Genomic DNA, 17,595 nt, shown 5'->3' with positions numbered 1-17,595 from the left:
AAGACGATACGTGTCGAACTGGCCCCTCCTCAGCATCCTCATCTGGCTGCCGATCCTCGGTGGCGCGATGGTGCTCGCGCTCGGCAATCGCGCCAGCGCCGCGCGCTGGCTGTCGCTGGCGATCGCGCTGGTGGTGTTCGCCATCAGCATCCCGCTGTTCACCGGCTACGACGCCTCGGCGGCCGTGGCCACGATGCAGTTCGTCGAGGCCCGGGAGTGGATCCCGGCCTATGACATCCAGTACCACCTGGGTGCGGATGGCATCTCGGTCGCGCTGATCGTGCTCACGACCCTGGTGACGGTGCTGGTGCTGATCGGCGCCTGGGCCTCGATCGACAAGCGCGTGAACCAGTACTTCGCCTCGATGCTGATCCTCGAGGGGCTGATGATCGGCGTGTTCTCGGCCGTGGACGCGATGCTGTTCTACGTGTTCTTCGAGGGCATGCTGATCCCGATGTTCATCATCATCGGCGTGTGGGGCGGCCCGCGCCGCGTGTATGCGTCGGTGAAGTTCTTCCTGTACACCTTCCTCGGCTCGGTGTTCATGCTGGTCGGCCTGGTGTACCTGTACCTCAAGGCAGGCAGCTGGCAGCTGCCCGACCTGTACGCGCTTCCGCTCACCGCCACCGAGCAGATGTGGCTGTTCTTCGCGTTCCTGATCGCGTTCGCGGTCAAGGTGCCGATGTTCCCGGTGCACACCTGGTTGCCGGACGCCCACGTCGAGGCGCCCACCGGCGGCTCGGTCATCCTGGCGGCCATCATGCTGAAGATCGGCGGCTACGGCTTCCTGCGCTTCAGCCTGCCGATCACGCCCGACGCCGGCCACGAATGGGCCTGGCTGCTGATCGCGCTGTCGCTGGTCGCGGTGGTCTACGTCGGCCTGGTGGCCCTGGTCCAGCAGGACATGAAGAAGCTGATCGCGTACTCGTCGGTCTCGCACATGGGCTTCGTGACCCTGGGCATCTTCATCGCCTTCGCCCTGGTGCGAGACACCGGCAACCCCGAGGCCGCGCGCCTGGGCATGCAGGGCGCGATGGTGCAGATGATTTCCCACGGCTTCGTGTCCGGCGCCATGTTCACCTGCGTCGGCGTGCTCTACGACCGCATGCACACGCGCATGATCCGCGACTACGGCGGCGTGGCGAACGTGATGCCGTGGTTCGCCGCGTTCTACGTGCTGTTCGCGTTCGCGAACTCCGGCTTGCCGGGCACCTCGGGCTTCGTTGGCGAGTTCATGGTCATCGTCGCCTCGTTCCAGCACCACCCGCTGATCGCCTTCGTGGCCGCGCTGACCCTGATCCTGGGCGCCGGCTACACGCTGTGGCTGGTGAAGCGAGTGATGTATGGCGAGGTCGGCAACGCCCACGTCGCCGCCATGAAGGACATCAATGGCCGCGAGGCCCTGGTGCTGGGCGTGTTCGCCGCCGGCGTGCTGCTCATCGGCATCTGGCCCAGGCCCCTGACCGACCTGATGGAGCCCTCCATCGCGCAGCTGGCGGACATGCTCGCCAACAGCAAGCTTTGAGGAACGTGACGCGATGATGCCTGGTGAATTGAACCTTCCCGTCCGGACGCTGGCCGATATCGCGCCGCTGGCGCCCGAGCTCGTGGTGGTGATCGGCGCGTTCGCGCTGCTGATGCTGGACCTGTTCCTCGACGAGCGCCGCCGGGTGGTCACCCACTCCCTGGCGATCGCGCTCCTGCTCGGTGCCGCGGCGATGATCGTCGGCGGCGTGGGCGGGCAGGGCATGGTGCTGGCCGACATGTTCGTGCGCGACACCGCCGCCGACGTGCTCAAGGTCTTCATCCTGGTCATCACCGCGATGTCGCTCGGCTATGCCTGGCACTTCATGCGCGAGCGCGGGCTGTACAAGGGCGAGTTGCCGGTGCTGATGCTGTTCGCGACCGTCGGCATGATGCTGCTGGTGTCCGCGCCCAACCTGGCGACGATCTACGTCGGCCTCGAGCTGCTGGCGCTGTGCCAGTACGCGCTGGTGGCGATCGATCGCGACAACCCGGTCGGCTCCGAAGCGGCGATGAAGTACTTCGTGCTCGGATCCCTGGCATCCGGCCTGCTGCTGTTCGGCATGTCGCTGGTCTACGGCGCCACCGGCAGCCTGGATCTCGCCAGCATCGCCAGCGCCGCGGCCACCGTCGACGGCGGCACGCGCACCCTGCTGCTGACCGGCACCGTGTTCCTGGTGGTGGGCGTCTGCTTCAAGTTCGGCGCGGCGCCGTTCCACATGTGGCTTCCCGACGCCTACCACGGCGCGCCGACGCCGATGACGCTGTTCATCGGTTCGGCCCCCAAGCTCGCGGTGTTCGGCATGGCCTACCGCCTGCTCGAATCCGGCGTGGGTCCGCTGCAGGACCAGTGGCAGCTGATGGTAGCGATGATCGCGGCACTGTCGCTGGTGGTCGGCAACATCTTCGCCATCGCCCAGACCAACCTGAAGCGCATGCTGGCCTACTCGACGGTGTCGCACGTCGGCTTCCTGCTGCTCGGCCTCGCCGGCGGCGGTCCCGAGGGCTATGCGGCGGCGATGTTCTACGCGATCAGCTACGCGATCATGTCGGCGGCCGCGTTCGGCGCGATCGTGGTGCTGGCGCGCAACGGCTTCGAAGCCGACCGCATCGAGGACTTCAAGGGCCTCAATGCCCGCAGCCCGTGGATGGCGGCGATGGTGCTGGTGATCATGGCCTCGCTGGCCGGCGTGCCGCCCTTCCTCGGATTCTGGGCCAAGCTGGTGGTGCTGCGCGCGGCGATCCAGGGCGACATGCTGTGGCTTGCGATCGTCGGCATCGTGTTCGCCGTGGTGGGTGCGTTCTACTACCTGCGCGTGATCAAGGTCATGTACTTCGATGAGCCCGAGGGCCGGGTGATCGAGGCGCGCGACAGCATGCCGCTCAAGGCGCTGTTCGCGGTCAACGCGCTGGCGCTGCTGGTGCTGGGTATCGCCTGGAGCCCGGTCATGGCCTGGTGCCAGGCGGCGTTCGCCTGAGGCAAGCCACACGCTTCCGCGCGGCGATGACGCGCGGGAGCTTGCGGAAAAGCAGGTACTCCTGCATAATGTTCGTCTGCTGCGGGGTGGAGCAGTCTGGCAGCTCGTCGGGCTCATAACCCGAAGGTCGTAGGTTCAAATCCTACCCCCGCTACCATACGCAGCACGAACGGCGCTCCTGGAAACAGGGGCGCCGTTCTCTTTTGTGGCTCAGGCCTCCAGCACCATCCGCCGGCGCCCGTCATCGACGATCGCGTGCGGCACGAAGCGCGCGGTGTCACGCGTGATCGGCGATGCATCCTCGCGGATGCCCATGCCGCAGGCCACGTCGCCGACCACCCAGCTGCCGACCAGCGGCCACGCACCGTCGAACGTCGGCAGCAGGTGGAGCGCCTGGCGGATCGCAGGACCCGCATAGGGCCCGGGCTGCTCGATCCGGTCGCCGTCGTGCAGGTGCATCTCGATGTTCGCGCCCTCGCGCGAGAACAGCGGCTTGCGGACCCAGCCCGGGGGCAGGTCGCCGCCGGCGTCGAACTCGGCCGGCAGCAGGTTCGGGTGGCCGCGGTGCCGCTCCCAGAGCAGGGGCAGGACGCCCTTGTTGCTCAGCAGCAGCTTCCACGGCGGCTCCAGCAGGCGCAGGCCCGAGCCGGGCAGGGCCGAAGCGAACGCGTCCGCGAACAGGTCCTCGAGCGGATAGAGCTTGAACAAGCTGGCGATGACCACGTCGTCGCCGGCGGTGAAACGGCCGTCGGCCGAGAGGCCGATCGCCTCCAGCGCAATCGTGCCGGACTCGATCCCGGCCTGCGCTGCGCAGTCGCGCAGGTAGTCGACCGTGCCCTGGTCCTCCGCGCTGTCGCCGGACGCGGAGAAATAGAGCGGCGCCGGAAGCTGCCCGGCGATCGTGACGAAGCGCGCCACCAGGGCCTCGTGGATGGAGTTGAACTGGTCCGCGCCGCCGGGCAATACGCCGCTTTCGCGCTGGCGCTCCAGCCAGTCCCACTGGAAGAACGCCGCCTCGAACAGCGAGGTGGGCGTGTCGTAGTTGTATTCGTACAGCTTGGCCGGCCCGTGGCCGTCATAGGCGAGGTCGATCCGGCCATAGAGGTGCGGATCGCGGCGGCGCCAGCTGTCCGCCACCTGGTCGCGGGCGTCGGGGGGAATCGCCAGCCGCTCCATGAGCTCCTGGCTGCCGGCGGCTTCGGCGGCGAGCTCCATCGCCATGGCGTGGAGCTCCGCGGTGGGGTCCTCGATGTCGTCCTCGACCTGTCGCAGGTCGAAGGCGTAGTAGGCGCGTTCGTCCCAGTAGCGCTCGCCCTCGATGGTATGGAAGGCGAAGCCGCAGTCCGCGGCGCGCTGGCGCCAGTCGGGGCGCTCCTCGATCGCGACCCGGCGCATCAGCCGCCGGCGCTGCGGCCTGCGCCCGAGCGGCCGAAGCCGCCGCGGCTGACGGTCGGGGCGCGGTCGGGCTGCAGGCCGGTGCGGGCCAGCGCCGTCGCCCCGCCTGGGCCCGCCTGCGGCCGCAGCCAGCCGGACTGGTTGGACAGGAAGGCCGGGGTGGCACGGGCGTTGCCGGGAGCCGCCGCGGCGGGTCCGGCACCGGGCGCCGGCGCCATGGCACCGCCCCTGCCGCCCATCATCTGCGACAGCACGAACCCGGCCATCAGCGGGCCGACGAAGCTGCCGCCCGCGTGCTGCCGGGTCGCACACTGGCCTTCGCCGAATTCGGCCTCGCAGTCCTCGCGCGAGGCATAGCGCGGCGCGACTTCGTCGGCCTGGGCCTGGGCGGCGTCGAAGGCCTGGCGGCACATCCCCGGATTCATGGTTTCCGCGGCGCAGGCCTCGACCGTGGTGAACAGGCCTTCGGAGGTCTGCACCTCCGGCTGCTGGGCGCAGGCGACCAGCAGCAGCGGGGCGGAGCCCATGAGGACGAGGGCGGTCTTGCGGGAGCGTTTCATCGAAGCCGGTACCGGATTGCGCGTGGAGAGGCAGAGGTTAACCGATGGTGCGCCACGCGCGCCGTGAGCTTGCGGCACGGGCGCGCGAGGCCTATAATCCAGCGGCTCAGCGGGACCCTGCAGGATGGCATCGGCGCAACAGGCGCCGGCCCCGGCAAACCCGCTGCAAGCTTTTCGCAGTCGACGAAAAGCCTCCGAGGAGGCTTTTTTCGATTGCGGGAGTCGGGCTCGCGCGGTGCGCATCGAGGCGCGCCGGCACCGGATCCAGCAGCATCGGACAAGGGGCCCATCGGGCCCTTTTTCATTTTTCCGCGCCGCGCGGCGCCAGGCGACCAGGACAGAGGAGACATCGTGGCCGACAAGTCGACCGACATCGCTGAGCTCCTGTCGCCGACCGTGTCCGCGATGGGCCTGGACCTGCTCGGCGTCGAGTACCTGCCGTCGCCCGGCGGCGGCGCGCTGCTGCGCCTGTACATCGACCGCCCGGGCGCCGACCCGATGGCCGAAGGGCAGGGCGTGGGCATCGAGGACTGCGAGGCGGTGAGCCGCGAAGTTTCGGCCCAGCTCGACGTCGAGGACCCGATCAGCAGCAACTACACCCTCGAGGTGTCGTCGCCCGGCGTCGACCGCCTGCTGTTCAAGCCGGCGCACTTCGAGCGCTTCCTCGGCGAACAGGCCAAGGTCGCGCTGAAGCTGCCGCAGGACGGACGCCGTCGGCTGCAGGGCCGGATCGCCACGGTCGAGGGCGAGACGATCACCTTCGACGTCGACGGCCGGCCGTTCGCGGTGTCCGCCGGCAACATCGACAAGGCGCGCCTGGTCCCCGACTGGGTCGCGCTGGGCTACGGCCCCGCGAAGGACGCGGCCGGCCGCGATGCCCGGCCCGGCAAGCGCGGAGCGGCCAGCAAATCCAATACCAACAACAAGCCGGCGGCGTCGAAGCCGTCCAGTGCGGAGTGATATAGAAGATGAGCAAGGAACTGTTGCTGGTCGTCGATGCGGTCGCCAACGAGAAGGGCGTGCCCGAGTCGGTGATCCTCGAAGCCCTCGAGGCGGCGCTCGCCACCGCGGCCAAGAAGCGTTACCTCGAGCAGGACGTGGTCACGCGCGTGCAGATCGACTCGAAGGACGGCAGCTACGAGACCTTCCGCCGTTGGGAAGTGGTCGCCGATGACGTGGTCATGGAGTCGCCTGACCGGCAGATCCGCCTGATGGACGCGGTCGACGAGGCCGAGGGCGTCGAGGTCGGCGACTACATCGAGGAACAGATCGAGAACGTCGATTTCGGCCGCATCGCAGCCCAGGCCGCCAAGCAGGTCATCGTCCAGCGCGTGCGCGAGGCCGAGCGCCAGCAGGTCGTGGATGCGTGGAAGGATCGCGTGGGCGAGCTGGTGACCGGCGTGGTCAAGCGCGTCGAGCGCGGCAACGTCTTCGTCGACCTCGGCGGCAATGCCGAAGCCTTCATTCCCAAGGACAAGGCGATCCCGCGCGACGTCGTGCGCGCCGGCGACCGCATCCGCGGCTACCTCTACGACGTGCGCACCGAGCCGCGCGGCCCGCAGCTGTTCATCAGCCGCGCCGCGCCGGAATTCATGATGGAGCTGTTCAAGCTCGAAGTGCCGGAAGTCGGCCAGGGGCTGGTCGAGATCAAGGCCTGCGCGCGCGATCCGGGCGATCGCGCGAAGATCGCGGTGGTCGCCTACGACACCCGCACCGATCCCATCGGCGCCTGCATCGGCATGCGTGGTTCGCGCGTGCAGGCCGTGAGCAACGAGCTCAACGGCGAGCGCGTCGACATCGTGCTGTGGTCGGACAACCCGGCGCAGTTCGTGATCAACGCGATGGCGCCGGCCGAAGTGCAGTCGATCGTCGTCGACGAGGACAAGCACTCGATGGACCTCGCGGTGGCCGAAGACCGCCTCGCGCAGGCCATCGGCAAGGGCGGCCAGAACGTGCGCCTCGCCAGCCGCCTGTCGGGCTGGCAGCTCAACGTCATGACCCAGGACCAGGTCACCGCGAAGTCGGAGGCCGAGCAGGCCACGGCGCGCGCCCTGTTCCAGGAGAAGCTGGAGGTCGACGAGGAGATCGCCGGCATCCTGGTGGCCGAGGGCTTCAGCACGGTCGAGGAAATCGCCTACGTGCCGGTCGGCGAGCTGCTGGCGGTCGAGGGCTTCGACGAGGACATCGTCGAGGAACTGCGCGCCCGCGCCCGCGACGCGCTGCTCAACGACGCGCTTGCGGTCGAGGAGGAGATCGGCGAGAACGTGCCGGCCGACGACCTGCTGGCGCTCGAGGGCATGGACGACGAGACGGCGTTCGCCCTGGCCGCCAACGGCGTACGCACCGCCGAGGACCTCTCCGACCTGGCCGCCGACGAGGTGCTGGAGTTCGGCATCGAGGGCCTGGACGGGGAACGCGCCGCCGCGCTGGTCCTGGCCGCGCGCGCCGGAGAGATCGCGCGCCTCGAGGCCGAAGGCTGACAGGCCGGGGCCGTCCACGGCCCCCGAGAACGGCAAACCACCATGAATTGATCGATCCATAGCGCGCGGCACGAGCCGACGCCCAAGGAACCGGAATCCGAATGTCGCAGCAAACCACCATCCGCAAGCTGGCCGCACTGGTGAACACGCCGGTCGAGAAACTGCTTGAACAGCTGTCCGAAGCGGGCATGAAGTTCAGCGATCCCGACCAGGTCGTGACCAGTACCGAGAAGGTGAAGCTCCTGGGCTTCCTGCGCCGCACCCACGGTCGTGCCGAGAAGGCCGCCGAGGATCCGGTCGCCCCCAAGAAGATCACCCTGCAGCGCAAGAGCACGCTCACCGTGGGCGGCGGCCGCAACAAGCCGACCGTCGACGTCGTGGTGCGCAAGAAGGTCACGCTCAAGCCCGAGGACGCTGCATCCGGCGCCCGCAGCGGCGGTGGCGTCGACGACGAGCGCGCCGAAATCCTGCGCAAGCTCGAGGAGTCGCGCCAGCGCAACCTCGACGAGCAGCAGCGCCTGGCCGAGGCCGACCGCCGCCGCGTCGAGGAAGCCGAAGCCGCCAAGCGGCTGGTTGCCGAGCAGGAAGCCGACCGCGTCCGCAAGGAAGCCGCCGCGACCGCGTCCGCGGTCGAGGAAACCCCGCGCAAGGCGCATGGCCATGGCCATCCCAAGCCGGCCGTGCCGCCGCGCGACGACCGCGCCGCGAACAAGGGCAAGCCCAATCGCGGCTCGCACGCGATGGTCGCCGGCGTCGAGGACGACGACAGCGCCGCGCGCTTTGCCGGCCAGCTGCACCTGTCGCCCGCCGACCGCGCCCGCCGCGGCGCCGGCGCCTCGCGCTCGAAGGGCCGCCAGCAGCAGCGCGGCCGCCAGCCCGACCAGGCGCGGACCGGGACCGGCTTCACCCGCCCGACCGCGCCGGTGGTGCGCGAAGTCGCGATCGGCGAGGCGATCACCGTGGCCGACCTTGCGCAGAAGCTCGCGTTGAAGGGCGGCGACGTGGTCAAGGCGCTGTTCAAGATGGGCGTCATGGCGACCATCACCCAGTCCATCGACCATGACACCGCGGTGCTGGTGACCGAAGAACTCGGCCACACGGCCATCCGCGCCGATGCCGACGATGCGGAAAGCGAGCTGCTCGCCCACGTCGAGGACGTGCAGGGCGACCAGACCCAGCGTCCGCCGGTGGTCACCATCATGGGTCACGTCGACCATGGCAAGACCTCGCTGCTGGACTACATCCGCCGCACCAGGATCGCCACCGGCGAGGCCGGTGGCATCACCCAGCACATCGGCGCGTACCACGTCGAGACCGCCAAGGGCGTCATCAGCTTCCTCGACACCCCGGGCCATGCCGCCTTCACCTCGATGCGCGCGCGCGGCGCCAAGCTCACCGACATCGTGGTGCTGGTGGTCGCGGCCGACGACGGCGTGATGCCGCAGACGGTCGAGGCGATCCAGCACGCGAGGGCGGCCAAGGTGCCGCTGATCGTGGCGATCAACAAGATCGACAAGTCCGAGGCCGACCCGTCGCGGATCAAGAACGAGCTGCTCGCGCACGACATCGTGGCCGAGGACTTCGGCGGTGATACGCAGATGGTCGAGCTGTCGGCCAAGACCGGCGACGGCGTCGACGACCTGCTGGAAGCGATCAGCATCCAGGCCGAGGTGCTCGAACTCAAGGCGATGTCCGAGGGCCGCGCCAGCGGTACGGTCATCGAGTCCTCGCTGGACAAGGGCCGCGGCCCGGTGGCCACGGTGCTGGTGCAGCAGGGCGCGCTCAACAAGGGCGACTTCCTGGTCTGCGGCGTCGAGTACGGCCGCGTGCGCGCACTGTTCGACGAGACCGGCGGCCAGGTGCCGTCGGCCGGGCCGTCGATCCCGGTGCAGGTGCTCGGCCTGTCCGGCGTGCCCGATGCCGGCGACGACTTCGTGGTCGTCGACGATGAGCGCCTGGCCCGTGAAGTCGCGCAGCAGCGCGAGGCCAAGCGCCGCGAAACGCGCCTGGTGCAGGCCGCGGGCAACCGCATGGAAGACATCATGGCGCAGATGGGCGGCGGCCAGCAGCTCGAGCTGCCGCTGGTCATCAAGGCCGACGTGCAAGGTTCGGTGGAGGCGCTGCGCCAGGCGCTGACCGCGCTGTCCAACGACGAGATCCGGATCAACATCATCCGTTCCGGCGTTGGCGGCATCACCGAGTCCGACGCCAATTCGGCGGCGACGTCCAAGGCCACGATCATCGGCTTCAACGTCCGTGCCGATGCGTCGGCACGCAAGGTGGTCGACACGCACGGCCTCGACCTGCGCTATTTCTCGATCATCTATGACGTGATCGACCAGGTGAAGCAGGTGGCGTCCGGCATCCTGGGCGTGGAGATCCGCGAGGAGATCATCGGCACCGCCGAGGTCCGCGAGGTGTTCCGCAGCTCCAAGTTCGGCGCCGTGGCCGGCAGCATGGTCATCGAGGGCGTGGTCCGCAGGAACAAGCCGATCCGCGTGCTGCGCGACGAAGTGGTCATCTTCGAGGGCGAGCTGGAATCGCTGCGCCGCTTCAAGGAGAACGTCGACGAGGTGCGCGTCAACACCGAGTGCGGCATCGGCGTGAAGGCCTACAACGACATCAAGCCGGGCGACAAGATCGAGTGCTTCGAGCGCGTCGAAGTGCAGCGCACCCTCTGATGGCGCAGAAGTCCTTCCATCGCACCGACCGCGTGTCCGCCCAGCTCCGCAGGGAGCTGGGTACGCTGGTCCGCGAGGCGGTGGCCGAGCACGGCCTGCCGTCGGTGAGCGTTTCGGACGTCGAGGTGACCCGCGACATGGCGCACGCCAAGGTCTGGGTCACCGCGCTGCAGTCCGAGCGCGCCCTCGAGGCCGTCAAGGGCCTCAAGGCGGTGGCGCCCGAGGTGCGCTACCGGCTGGCGCGCGCGGTGAAGATGCGCCACGTGCCCGAGCTGCACTTCCATTACGACGACTCCGTCGATCGCGGCGAGCGCATCGACAACCTGCTGCGCGACCTGCCCGACGCGCCGGCCGAAGACTGAGTTCCCGGCCGCCTGGCGGTCCGATGATCCGATGACTGCCCGCGCGCGCACCAGATTCCGCAAGCTCGACGGCATCCTGCTGCTCGACAAGCCGCGGGGCCCGAGCTCCAACCAGGCGCTGCAGCGCGCGCGCCACCTGTTCCGCGCCGAGAAGGGCGGCCATACCGGCAGCCTCGATCCGCTCGCCACCGGCCTCCTGCCGCTGTGCTTCGGTGAAGCGACCAAGATCGCCGGCGGCCTGCTCGGCGCACGCAAGGCCTATGACGCGGTGGCGCGGCTGGGCCAGGTCACCGACACCGACGACGCCGAAGGCGAGGTGCTGCGCGAGCGGCCCGTCCCCCTGCTCGACATCGCCACCATCGATGCGGCCCTTGGCCCGCTCACCGGCCGCATCCAGCAGCGCCCGCCGATCTACTCCGCGCTCAAGCGGGGCGGGGAGCCGCTGTACGCCAAGGCACGCCGGGGCGAGGACGTGGAGGTCGAGCCACGCGAGGTCGAGGTCCACGAATTCAGCCTGCTCTCGGCTGCCGACCTCGTCGACGCCGCCGAAGGCGTGGCCCCCGGCAACATCCTGCGCCTGCGCGTGGAGTGCGGCTCGGGCACCTATGTCCGCAGCCTGGTCCGCGACCTCGGCGAGGCGCTCGGCTGCGGGGCGCATGTGGCCGAGCTGCGCCGGCTCTGGGTCGACCCGTTCAGGAACCCGCGGATGTGGAGCTTCGCCGAGCTCGAGGCGCTGGCCGAGCGCGGCGAGTCCAGCCTGGAGGCCTGCCTGCTGCCGCTGGAATCGGGCATGGCCGCGTGGCCCCGGGTGGAGATCGACGCATCGGCGGCCGCCGGCTTCGCCTACGGGCAGGGGACGGACGGCGCCGCGGGCGCCGCCGGCGAAGTGGCCATATTCGGCCCGGAAGGCCGGGTGCTCGGCCTGGGCCTGCGCGACGGCGAGGGCGGGTTGCGCCCGCGGCGCATGTTCAGCTGGGCCTGCGCCCAGCCCGGCCCGCGGAACCCCCGGGCCGGCTGAGTCCGCCTTGTCCGGCCCGGCCGCGGCGCGTTACAATTCGAAGGCTTATTTCCAAGCAGCCGACGGCCGGGGCACCGGTCGCCACGGCATCCACAGCAAGCGGCGGTTCTCGCGGTGCGTCCTTCCTGCCATGCGCACGAAGGGGTTCCTGCGGTCCACGCATCACCCAGGGCGACAGCATGACCATCGACACCAGCAAGATCATCGAAGACAACAAGCGCGGCGAGAACGACACCGGCTCCACGGAAGTCCAGGTGGCGCTGCTCACCGCGCGCATCGTGCACCTGACCGAGCACTTCAAGGTGCACAAGCAGGACCACCACAGCCGCCGCGGCCTGCTGAAGATGGTCAACCAGCGCCGCAGCCTGCTCGACTACCTGCACCGCAAGGACGTCGGCCGCTACAAGGCGCTGATCGAGAAGCTCGGCCTGCGTCGCTGATCCACACCCCGCCGCGGCGCAGAAATGCGCCGCGGTTCTTTTTCCGGCGCGTTGCAGGCGCGCCACCCGGCCGGGGCAAGGGCCCACGCCGGTTCATCGCAAGACGCACCAAGGAATTCACAACGTGGCAAAAGTTACCAAGAGCTTCCAGTACGGCGAGCGCACCGTCACCATCGAGACCGGCGAGATCGCCCGCCAGGCCGGCGGCGCGGTCATGGTCTCCTGCGACGGCACCGTGCTGCTGGTTTCCGCGGTCGCCAACAAGACCGCCCGTGAAGGGCAGGATTTCTTTCCGCTGACCGTCGACTACCAGGAGAAGTTCTACGCGGGTGGTCGCATCCCCGGCGGCTTCTTCAAGCGTGAAGGACGCCAGACCGAGAAGGAAACGCTGACCTCGCGCCTGATCGACCGCCCGATCCGCCCGCTGTTCCCCGACGGCTTCCGCAACGAAGTCCAGATCATCGCCACCGTGATGTCGATGAATCCGGAGATCGACGGCGACATCCTCGCGCTCATCGGTGCCTCGGCCGCGCTGTCGCTCTCGGGCGCGCCGTTCGACGGCCCGATCGGCGCCGCCAAGGTCGGTTACAAGGGCGGCCAGTACCTGCTCAACCCGACCGTGTCGGAGCTCAAGGAGTCCGACCTCGAACTCGTCGTCGCCGGTACCGCCAACGCGGTGCTGATGGTCGAGTCCGAAGCCAACGTGCTGTCGGAAGAGGTGATGCTGGGTGCCGTGATGTTCGGCCACAAGGCCATGCAGGCCGCCATCGCCACGATCAACGAGCTCGTCGCCGAAGCCGGCAAGCCGAAGTGGGAATGGACCGCTCCGGCCGCCGACGAGGGCCTGGTGTCCGCGCTGCGCACCGCCATCGGCGAGCAGCTCGCGGGCGCCTTCCAGGTGCGTGACAAGCTCGAGCGCCGCGACACCATCTCCAAGGTCAAGAAGGCGATCCTCGACGCCCTGTCGCCGCAGGCCGAGGCCAATGCCTGGACCTCGAGCGCACTCTCCAAGGAGTTCGGCGAGCAGGAATACCAGACCATGCGCGACTCGGTCCTCAAGACCAAGGTCCGCATCGACGGCCGCGCGCTCGACACCGTGCGCCCGATCGCCAGCCGCGTCGGCATCCTGCCGCGCGTGCACGGCTCCTCGCTGTTCACCCGTGGCGAGACCCAGGCGATCGTGGCGGTCACGCTGGGCACCGCCCGCGACGGCCAGGTGATCGACGCCGTCTCCGGCGAGTACAAGGAACACTTCCTGTTCCACTACAACTTCCCCCCGTACTCGGTGGGCGAAGCCGGCCGCATGATGGGCCCGAAGCGCCGCGAGATCGGCCACGGCCGCCTGGCCAAGCGCGGCGTGCTCGCCGTGATGCCGACGATGGAAGAGTTCCCGTACACCATCCGCGTCGTGTCCGAGATCACCGAGTCGAATGGTTCGTCCTCGATGGCGTCGGTCTGCGGTTCGTCGCTGGCGCTGATGGACGCGGGCGTGCCGATCAAGGCGCCGGTCGCGGGCATCGCGATGGGCCTGGTGAAGGAAGGCGACGACTTCGTCGTGCTGTCCGACATCCTCGGCGACGAGGACCACCTGGGCGACATGGACTTCAAGGTGGCCGGTACCGAAGCGGGCATCACCGCCCTGCAGATGGACATCAAGATCCAGGGCATCACCGAAGAGATCATGAAGGTGGCGCTGGAGCAGGCCAAGCATGGCCGCCTGCACATCCTGGGCGAGATGGCCAGCTCGCTGACCACCGCGCGTTCGGAGCTGTCGGACTTCGCGCCGCGCCTGATCACCATCAAGATCCACCCCGACAAGATCCGCGAAGTGATCGGCAAGGGCGGCTCGGTCATCCAGGCGATCACCAAGGAGACCGGCACCCAGATCGACATCCAGGACGACGGCACGATCACCATCGCGTCGGTCGACGCCGCCGCCGGCAAGGCCGCCAAGGACCGCATCGAGCAGATCACCTCCGACGTCGAGCCGGGCCGGATCTACGAGGGCAAGGTCGTCAAGCTGATGGACTTCGGCGCCTTCGTGACCATCTCCCCCGGCAAGGACGGCCTGGTGCACGTCTCGCAGATTTCCAACGAACGCGTCGAGAAGGTCGGCGACGTGCTCAAGGAAGGCGACGTGGTCAAGGTCAAGGTGCTGGAAGTCGACAAGCAGGGCCGCATCCGCCTGTCGATGAAGGCCGTCGAGGAAGGCGAGGGCACCCCGGCCGAGTAAGCCGGAAGTCCGCAGGCGCCATCGCGCCGTGCAGCATCAGGGAAAGCGGGCTTCGGCCCGCTTTTTCTTTGTGTCGGCGGGGACTGCATCGGGACGATCACGGAACGGGCCGGATGGCCCGTTTTCCTTGCCCGGAACACTGAGTGTCCCTCTGGAAGTCGCCGGTGAGAGGCGCTCAGCGACGCCTGCATGTGCGACTTGGCGCAGGGTTCCGGGCCGACATTGCGAGGCCGGCTCACATCCTTCCCGGTGCGCCGCGCCCACGTCCGAAGCGGGCGTGAATGTCGTGTTGACCCTGTCGGCGGCAATGAACAAGGTTGGGTGGCCGGTGCGATCACCGGCAGCGCGAAAGGATTCGCGGCTCGGGGAACCGATGCTTCGAAGCCGACATCAACCAACGAGAAGGAATTTGTGATGAACAACGACAAGATGAAGGTCCTCAGCCTCCAGGAGCTGGAGCAGGTCAGCGGCGGTCGCAAGGGCGACGTCGACGCGGCGGCCTGGAGCACCATGAGCCGTAACTGTGGCGGCGTGGGCGCCAGCGAGTGGAGCACGATCAGTGCGGGCTGTCCCAAGGAAGACCAGGACAGGATGGAGTAATTCGAGCGCGCCCCGGGTATCGCCGGGGCACGGTTGCCAGGGCCCGGTCTTCGGGCCTTGGTGACCGCGACAAGGACTCGTCCCTGCTGCCAGGAGTTGGCGATGCGCGATCTGAATGCACACCCGGATTTCTTCATCCCGTACAGCGCCCGCAAGCCATCCGGCGAGTATTTCGGACGCGTGCAGTCCATCCTGCCGCGCGACTGGCGTCTGAAGCAGGACTACTTCTGGACCCAGGCCATCCGGCCCGTGCCGACGACGGTGGTCCAAGGGTGGAAGATCCACGTGTCGGCGACCAGCGCAACGGCGCTCGCGACGCTGTCGACGGTGGTTCCGCTCTGCATCGAGCACGACACCGAATTCAAGTTCGCAAGCGACGCGAAGATCCTGCGCCACCTGCTCGGCAAGAGTTGCCGTCGTTCGCAGTCCGGCAAGTTCATCACCATCTACCCGCCCGATGACGCGGTGTTCCGCACGCTCCTCGACGTCCTGCACGAGGCCACCCGGGGCAGCGATGGTCCCTATGTGCTGTCGGATCGCCAGTACAGGGATTCAAGCGTCATCTACTACCGCTACGGGGGGTTCATCGACCTGTCGCTGCGATCATCGACAGGCGCGGGCGCATGCATCCTCGATGACCGGTTCCGGCTGATCGAGGACGTCCGCAGCGCAAGCTTCAGCGTGCCGGATTTCGTCGACGAATCCGCGGTCATCGGCGAGGCCCTGGCCGACACGGCCGGGAGTTCGCGCAACGCGCCGCCTGACCTGTTCGGCAGGCGCTTCGAGATCGAGTCGGCGATCAAGTTTTCCAATTTCGGCGGGGTCTATGCAGGCAGGTCGGTTCCGGACGGCGCGCCGGTTGTCATCAAGGAGGCGAGGCCACTCGTGTGCGGTCCATCTGGGCAGTCCGCGGCGGACAGCCTCCGGAAGGAATACCGGCTGCTGACCCTGCTCTCGGGAACGGGCATCGCACCGGAACCGATCAGCCTCTTCCAGGAATGGAGGCATCTCTTCCTCGCGCAGGAGCGGATTCCCGGCTACACCCTGAGGGAGCACCAGGCGCGAAGCAGCAAGCTGGTCCATGCGGGGACCGATGCGTCCGCCATGCGCGAATGGATCGCCAACCTGGCCGTGATCGCGCGCAACCTGCTGCAGGTGGTTGAACGCCTGCATGCGCACGGCATCGTGTTCGGCGACCTGTCGATGAACAACGTGATCGTCGATGCGGACACGCTCGGCGTCAGGCTCATCGACTTCGAGGGCGCGTACGAGCCCGGCGTCGACGCGCCCGTCAACCTCTACACGCCCGGCTATGCGCCGCAGGACCGTTTCGATCGCGAGGGCGCCGATTATCCGGACGATCTGCACGCCCTGGGCAGCATCCTGGTCGCACTGATGATGCCGAACACGGCGATCATGGCGCTCAAGCCTGCGTACGCTCGCGAGCTCCTTGAAGAGCTGCGCCGCGACATCGGTCTGCCTGCGTCCTACGTGGAATCGGCGTTGGGGCTGTTGTCCGGCGAGACGAGCCTCCGCGAGGCCATCCGCATGCTCGAGGGAATGTGCCTCGACCCGGTCCGCGGGTTCGAACAGCCGCGTCATGTCGATGGTGCCGAGCTCTCAGGCTTCTGCGCGGTCGCGACGTCGGGGTTCGCGAGTTTCTGTCTCGCCCACATGGACCTCGGCCGGAGCGAACGCGTCTTTCCGGTAGGCCCTGGGCTTGAGGATCCGCTGTGCGTCGACCAGGGCATGGCCGGAATCGGCTATGCATTCTCGAGGATCACGGGAACACCTCCGGTGGGCCTCGAAGACTGGCTGTCGAAGGGCACCCTCCTGCGCACCGGGAAGGAGCGCGTCGGCCTGCTGGACGGAGCGGCAGGGACGGCCTGGATGCTCGCCGAATTCGGTCGTGACAAGGACGCCAGGCGCGAGCTCGGCAGCGCCGGCTTCCACCGGTCCCTGTTCGAGGACATGTCGCTCGGGCATGGCGCCGCGGGCTACGGCTACGCGAACCTGAAGTTCTGGCTGCGATACCAGGAGCCGCGGTGGCTCGACGAAGCCGAGCGGGTCGCCGAGGTGCTGTGCGCCCGGGCCGTGGAGACCGGGACGGGTCTTTGCTGGACGTCGCCGGACGGGGACGATGGCGCGCCCGTCGGCCTGCACGAAGGCGGAGCAGGAGTAGCGCTGTTCCTCCTGTACCTCCACTGCGTGACCGGCAAGGACACCTACCTCGACGCCGGGACGGCCGCGCTGGCGTCCGATATCGCGTGCGGGCGCATGGCTGACGGTTCCCTGGGCTTCCCGCGGACCAGCACGGGCTCGATCTTGTATCCCTACCTGGCCTTCGGCAGCGCGGGAATCGGCAGCGTGGCACTGCGCTATCACGCCGTCACCGGACGCGCGGAATACGCGGATCTCGTCGCCCGCACCCTTCTGGCCGCATCCAGCCGGTACACCGTCGGTGCGGGGCTCTACCTGGGCCTGGCCGGGTTGGGCAACTACCTGCTCGACGTCGCCCAGTTCCTGGGTGACCGTTCGGCACTCGCGCGCGCGCAACGATGTGCATCCGGCCTCCAGGTGTTCGCGGTCTGTCGGGACGAGGGAATCGCCTTCCCCGATGCAAACGGTCTCAAGCTCAACTGTGACTACGCCAGCGGCTCGGCCGGGATCGCCATGTTCCTGCACAGGCTCGCCCATGGGGGCATGAACTTCGACCTGATGCTCGACGAGGCGCTGGGCGCCGCGGCGCCCGGCCCGCTGTCACCGCTGGCACAGGCCGACGCGATGGGCACGCCGCCAGCGCACCGGTCAGCGATTGCCTGAG

General features: G+C 68.5%; 13 protein-coding genes and 1 tRNA gene. 12 read left to right on the top strand and 2 right to left on the bottom strand.

Annotated elements, in window-relative coordinates; translation table 11 throughout:
- Positions 1–10: 10 nt before the first annotated feature.
- From JGR68_RS08370 to JGR68_RS08360, 3 genes are all read left to right on the top strand, one after another.
- On the top strand, positions 11–1,525 hold the full coding sequence (locus JGR68_RS08370; RefSeq protein WP_199361893.1) for an NADH-quinone oxidoreductase subunit M: 1,515 nt from the start codon (positions 11–13) through the stop codon (positions 1,523–1,525).
- A 28-nt stretch (positions 1,526–1,553) separates the two neighbouring features.
- A complete protein-coding gene (nuoN, locus tag JGR68_RS08365; protein WP_234446469.1) occupies positions 1,554–3,002 on the top strand; it encodes an NADH-quinone oxidoreductase subunit NuoN in 1,449 nt (482 codons plus the stop codon).
- 80 nt (positions 3,003–3,082) lie between these two features.
- Positions 3,083–3,159: transfer RNA gene (locus JGR68_RS08360), tRNA-Met, on the top strand.
- Positions 3,160–3,212: 53 nt separating this feature from the next.
- Here JGR68_RS08360 and JGR68_RS08355 read toward each other — a convergent pair.
- On the bottom strand, positions 3,213–4,397 hold the full coding sequence (locus JGR68_RS08355; protein ID WP_199361894.1) for a glutathionylspermidine synthase family protein: 1,185 nt from the start codon (positions 4,395–4,397) through the stop codon (positions 3,213–3,215).
- Complete coding sequence (locus JGR68_RS08350; protein ID WP_199361895.1) at positions 4,397–4,957, bottom strand: DUF1190 domain-containing protein; 561 nt, start codon at positions 4,955–4,957, stop codon at positions 4,397–4,399. The genes JGR68_RS08355 and JGR68_RS08350 overlap by 1 nt, the downstream gene beginning before the upstream one ends.
- 351 nt (positions 4,958–5,308) lie before the next feature.
- On the opposite strand from JGR68_RS08350, the gene rimP reads away from it, so the two are divergent.
- The 9 genes from rimP (at position 5,309) to lanKC (ending at position 17,594) form a co-directional block, all read left to right on the top strand.
- Entirely contained in the window at positions 5,309–5,917 is a 609-nt protein-coding gene (gene rimP, locus JGR68_RS08345; protein WP_199361896.1) for a ribosome maturation factor RimP, read from the top strand.
- An 8-nt stretch (positions 5,918–5,925) separates the two neighbouring features.
- On the top strand, positions 5,926–7,437 hold the full coding sequence (nusA, locus tag JGR68_RS08340) for a transcription termination factor NusA (protein WP_199361897.1): 1,512 nt from the start codon (positions 5,926–5,928) through the stop codon (positions 7,435–7,437).
- 101 nt (positions 7,438–7,538) lie between these two features.
- Positions 7,539–10,118 carry a translation initiation factor IF-2 gene (gene infB / locus JGR68_RS08335; protein ID WP_199361898.1) on the top strand — a complete coding sequence of 860 codons (2,580 nt, stop codon included), beginning with the start codon at positions 7,539–7,541 and terminating at the stop codon, positions 10,116–10,118.
- Positions 10,118–10,480, top strand: coding sequence for a 30S ribosome-binding factor RbfA (gene rbfA / locus JGR68_RS08330; protein WP_199361899.1), 363 nt, complete (start codon positions 10,118–10,120; stop codon positions 10,478–10,480). Before infB ends, rbfA begins: the two co-directional genes overlap by 1 nt.
- Before the next feature lie 31 nt (positions 10,481–10,511).
- On the top strand, positions 10,512–11,498 hold the full coding sequence (truB, locus tag JGR68_RS08325; protein ID WP_199361900.1) for a tRNA pseudouridine(55) synthase TruB: 987 nt from the start codon (positions 10,512–10,514) through the stop codon (positions 11,496–11,498).
- 179 nt (positions 11,499–11,677) lie between these two features.
- Positions 11,678–11,938 (top strand): 30S ribosomal protein S15, encoded by a 261-nt coding sequence (rpsO, locus tag JGR68_RS08320; protein ID WP_199361901.1) that lies wholly within the window; start codon positions 11,678–11,680, stop codon positions 11,936–11,938.
- A gap of 124 nt (positions 11,939–12,062) precedes the next feature.
- Positions 12,063–14,171, top strand: coding sequence for a polyribonucleotide nucleotidyltransferase (gene pnp / locus JGR68_RS08315; protein ID WP_199361902.1), 2,109 nt, complete (start codon positions 12,063–12,065; stop codon positions 14,169–14,171).
- A 414-nt stretch (positions 14,172–14,585) separates the two neighbouring features.
- Positions 14,586–14,771: a hypothetical protein gene (locus tag JGR68_RS08310; RefSeq protein ID WP_199361903.1), complete on the top strand. Its 186-nt coding sequence runs from the start codon at positions 14,586–14,588 to the stop codon at positions 14,769–14,771.
- Positions 14,772–14,873: 102 nt separating this feature from the next.
- Positions 14,874–17,594 (top strand): class III lanthionine synthetase LanKC, encoded by a 2,721-nt coding sequence (lanKC, locus tag JGR68_RS08305; protein WP_199361904.1) that lies wholly within the window; start codon positions 14,874–14,876, stop codon positions 17,592–17,594.
- The last annotated feature ends 1 nt before the right edge of the window (position 17,595 follow it).

The sequence above is a fragment of the Luteimonas sp. MC1750 genome (assembly GCF_016615955.1).
Taxonomy (GTDB): domain Bacteria; phylum Pseudomonadota; class Gammaproteobacteria; order Xanthomonadales; family Xanthomonadaceae; genus Luteimonas.
Note: the sequence above shows the minus strand (reverse complement) of the source record. Positions and strands in the feature narration are given on the sequence as shown.

Coding starts and splice junctions, on each gene's coding strand:
- JGR68_RS08355 (WP_199361894.1), bottom strand. CDS start 4,397: ATGCGCCGGGTCGCGATCGAGGAGCGCCCCGACTGGCGCCAGCGCGCC.
- JGR68_RS08350 (WP_199361895.1), bottom strand. CDS start 4,957: ATGAAACGCTCCCGCAAGACCGCCCTCGTCCTCATGGGCTCCGCCCCG.
- nusA (WP_199361897.1), top strand. CDS start 5,926: ATGAGCAAGGAACTGTTGCTGGTCGTCGATGCGGTCGCCAACGAGAAG.
- infB (WP_199361898.1), top strand. CDS start 7,539: ATGTCGCAGCAAACCACCATCCGCAAGCTGGCCGCACTGGTGAACACG.
- rbfA (WP_199361899.1), top strand. CDS start 10,118: ATGGCGCAGAAGTCCTTCCATCGCACCGACCGCGTGTCCGCCCAGCTC.
- truB (WP_199361900.1), top strand. CDS start 10,512: ATGACTGCCCGCGCGCGCACCAGATTCCGCAAGCTCGACGGCATCCTG.
- rpsO (WP_199361901.1), top strand. CDS start 11,678: ATGACCATCGACACCAGCAAGATCATCGAAGACAACAAGCGCGGCGAG.
- JGR68_RS08310 (WP_199361903.1), top strand. CDS start 14,586: ATGAACAACGACAAGATGAAGGTCCTCAGCCTCCAGGAGCTGGAGCAG.
- lanKC (WP_199361904.1), top strand. CDS start 14,874: ATGCGCGATCTGAATGCACACCCGGATTTCTTCATCCCGTACAGCGCC.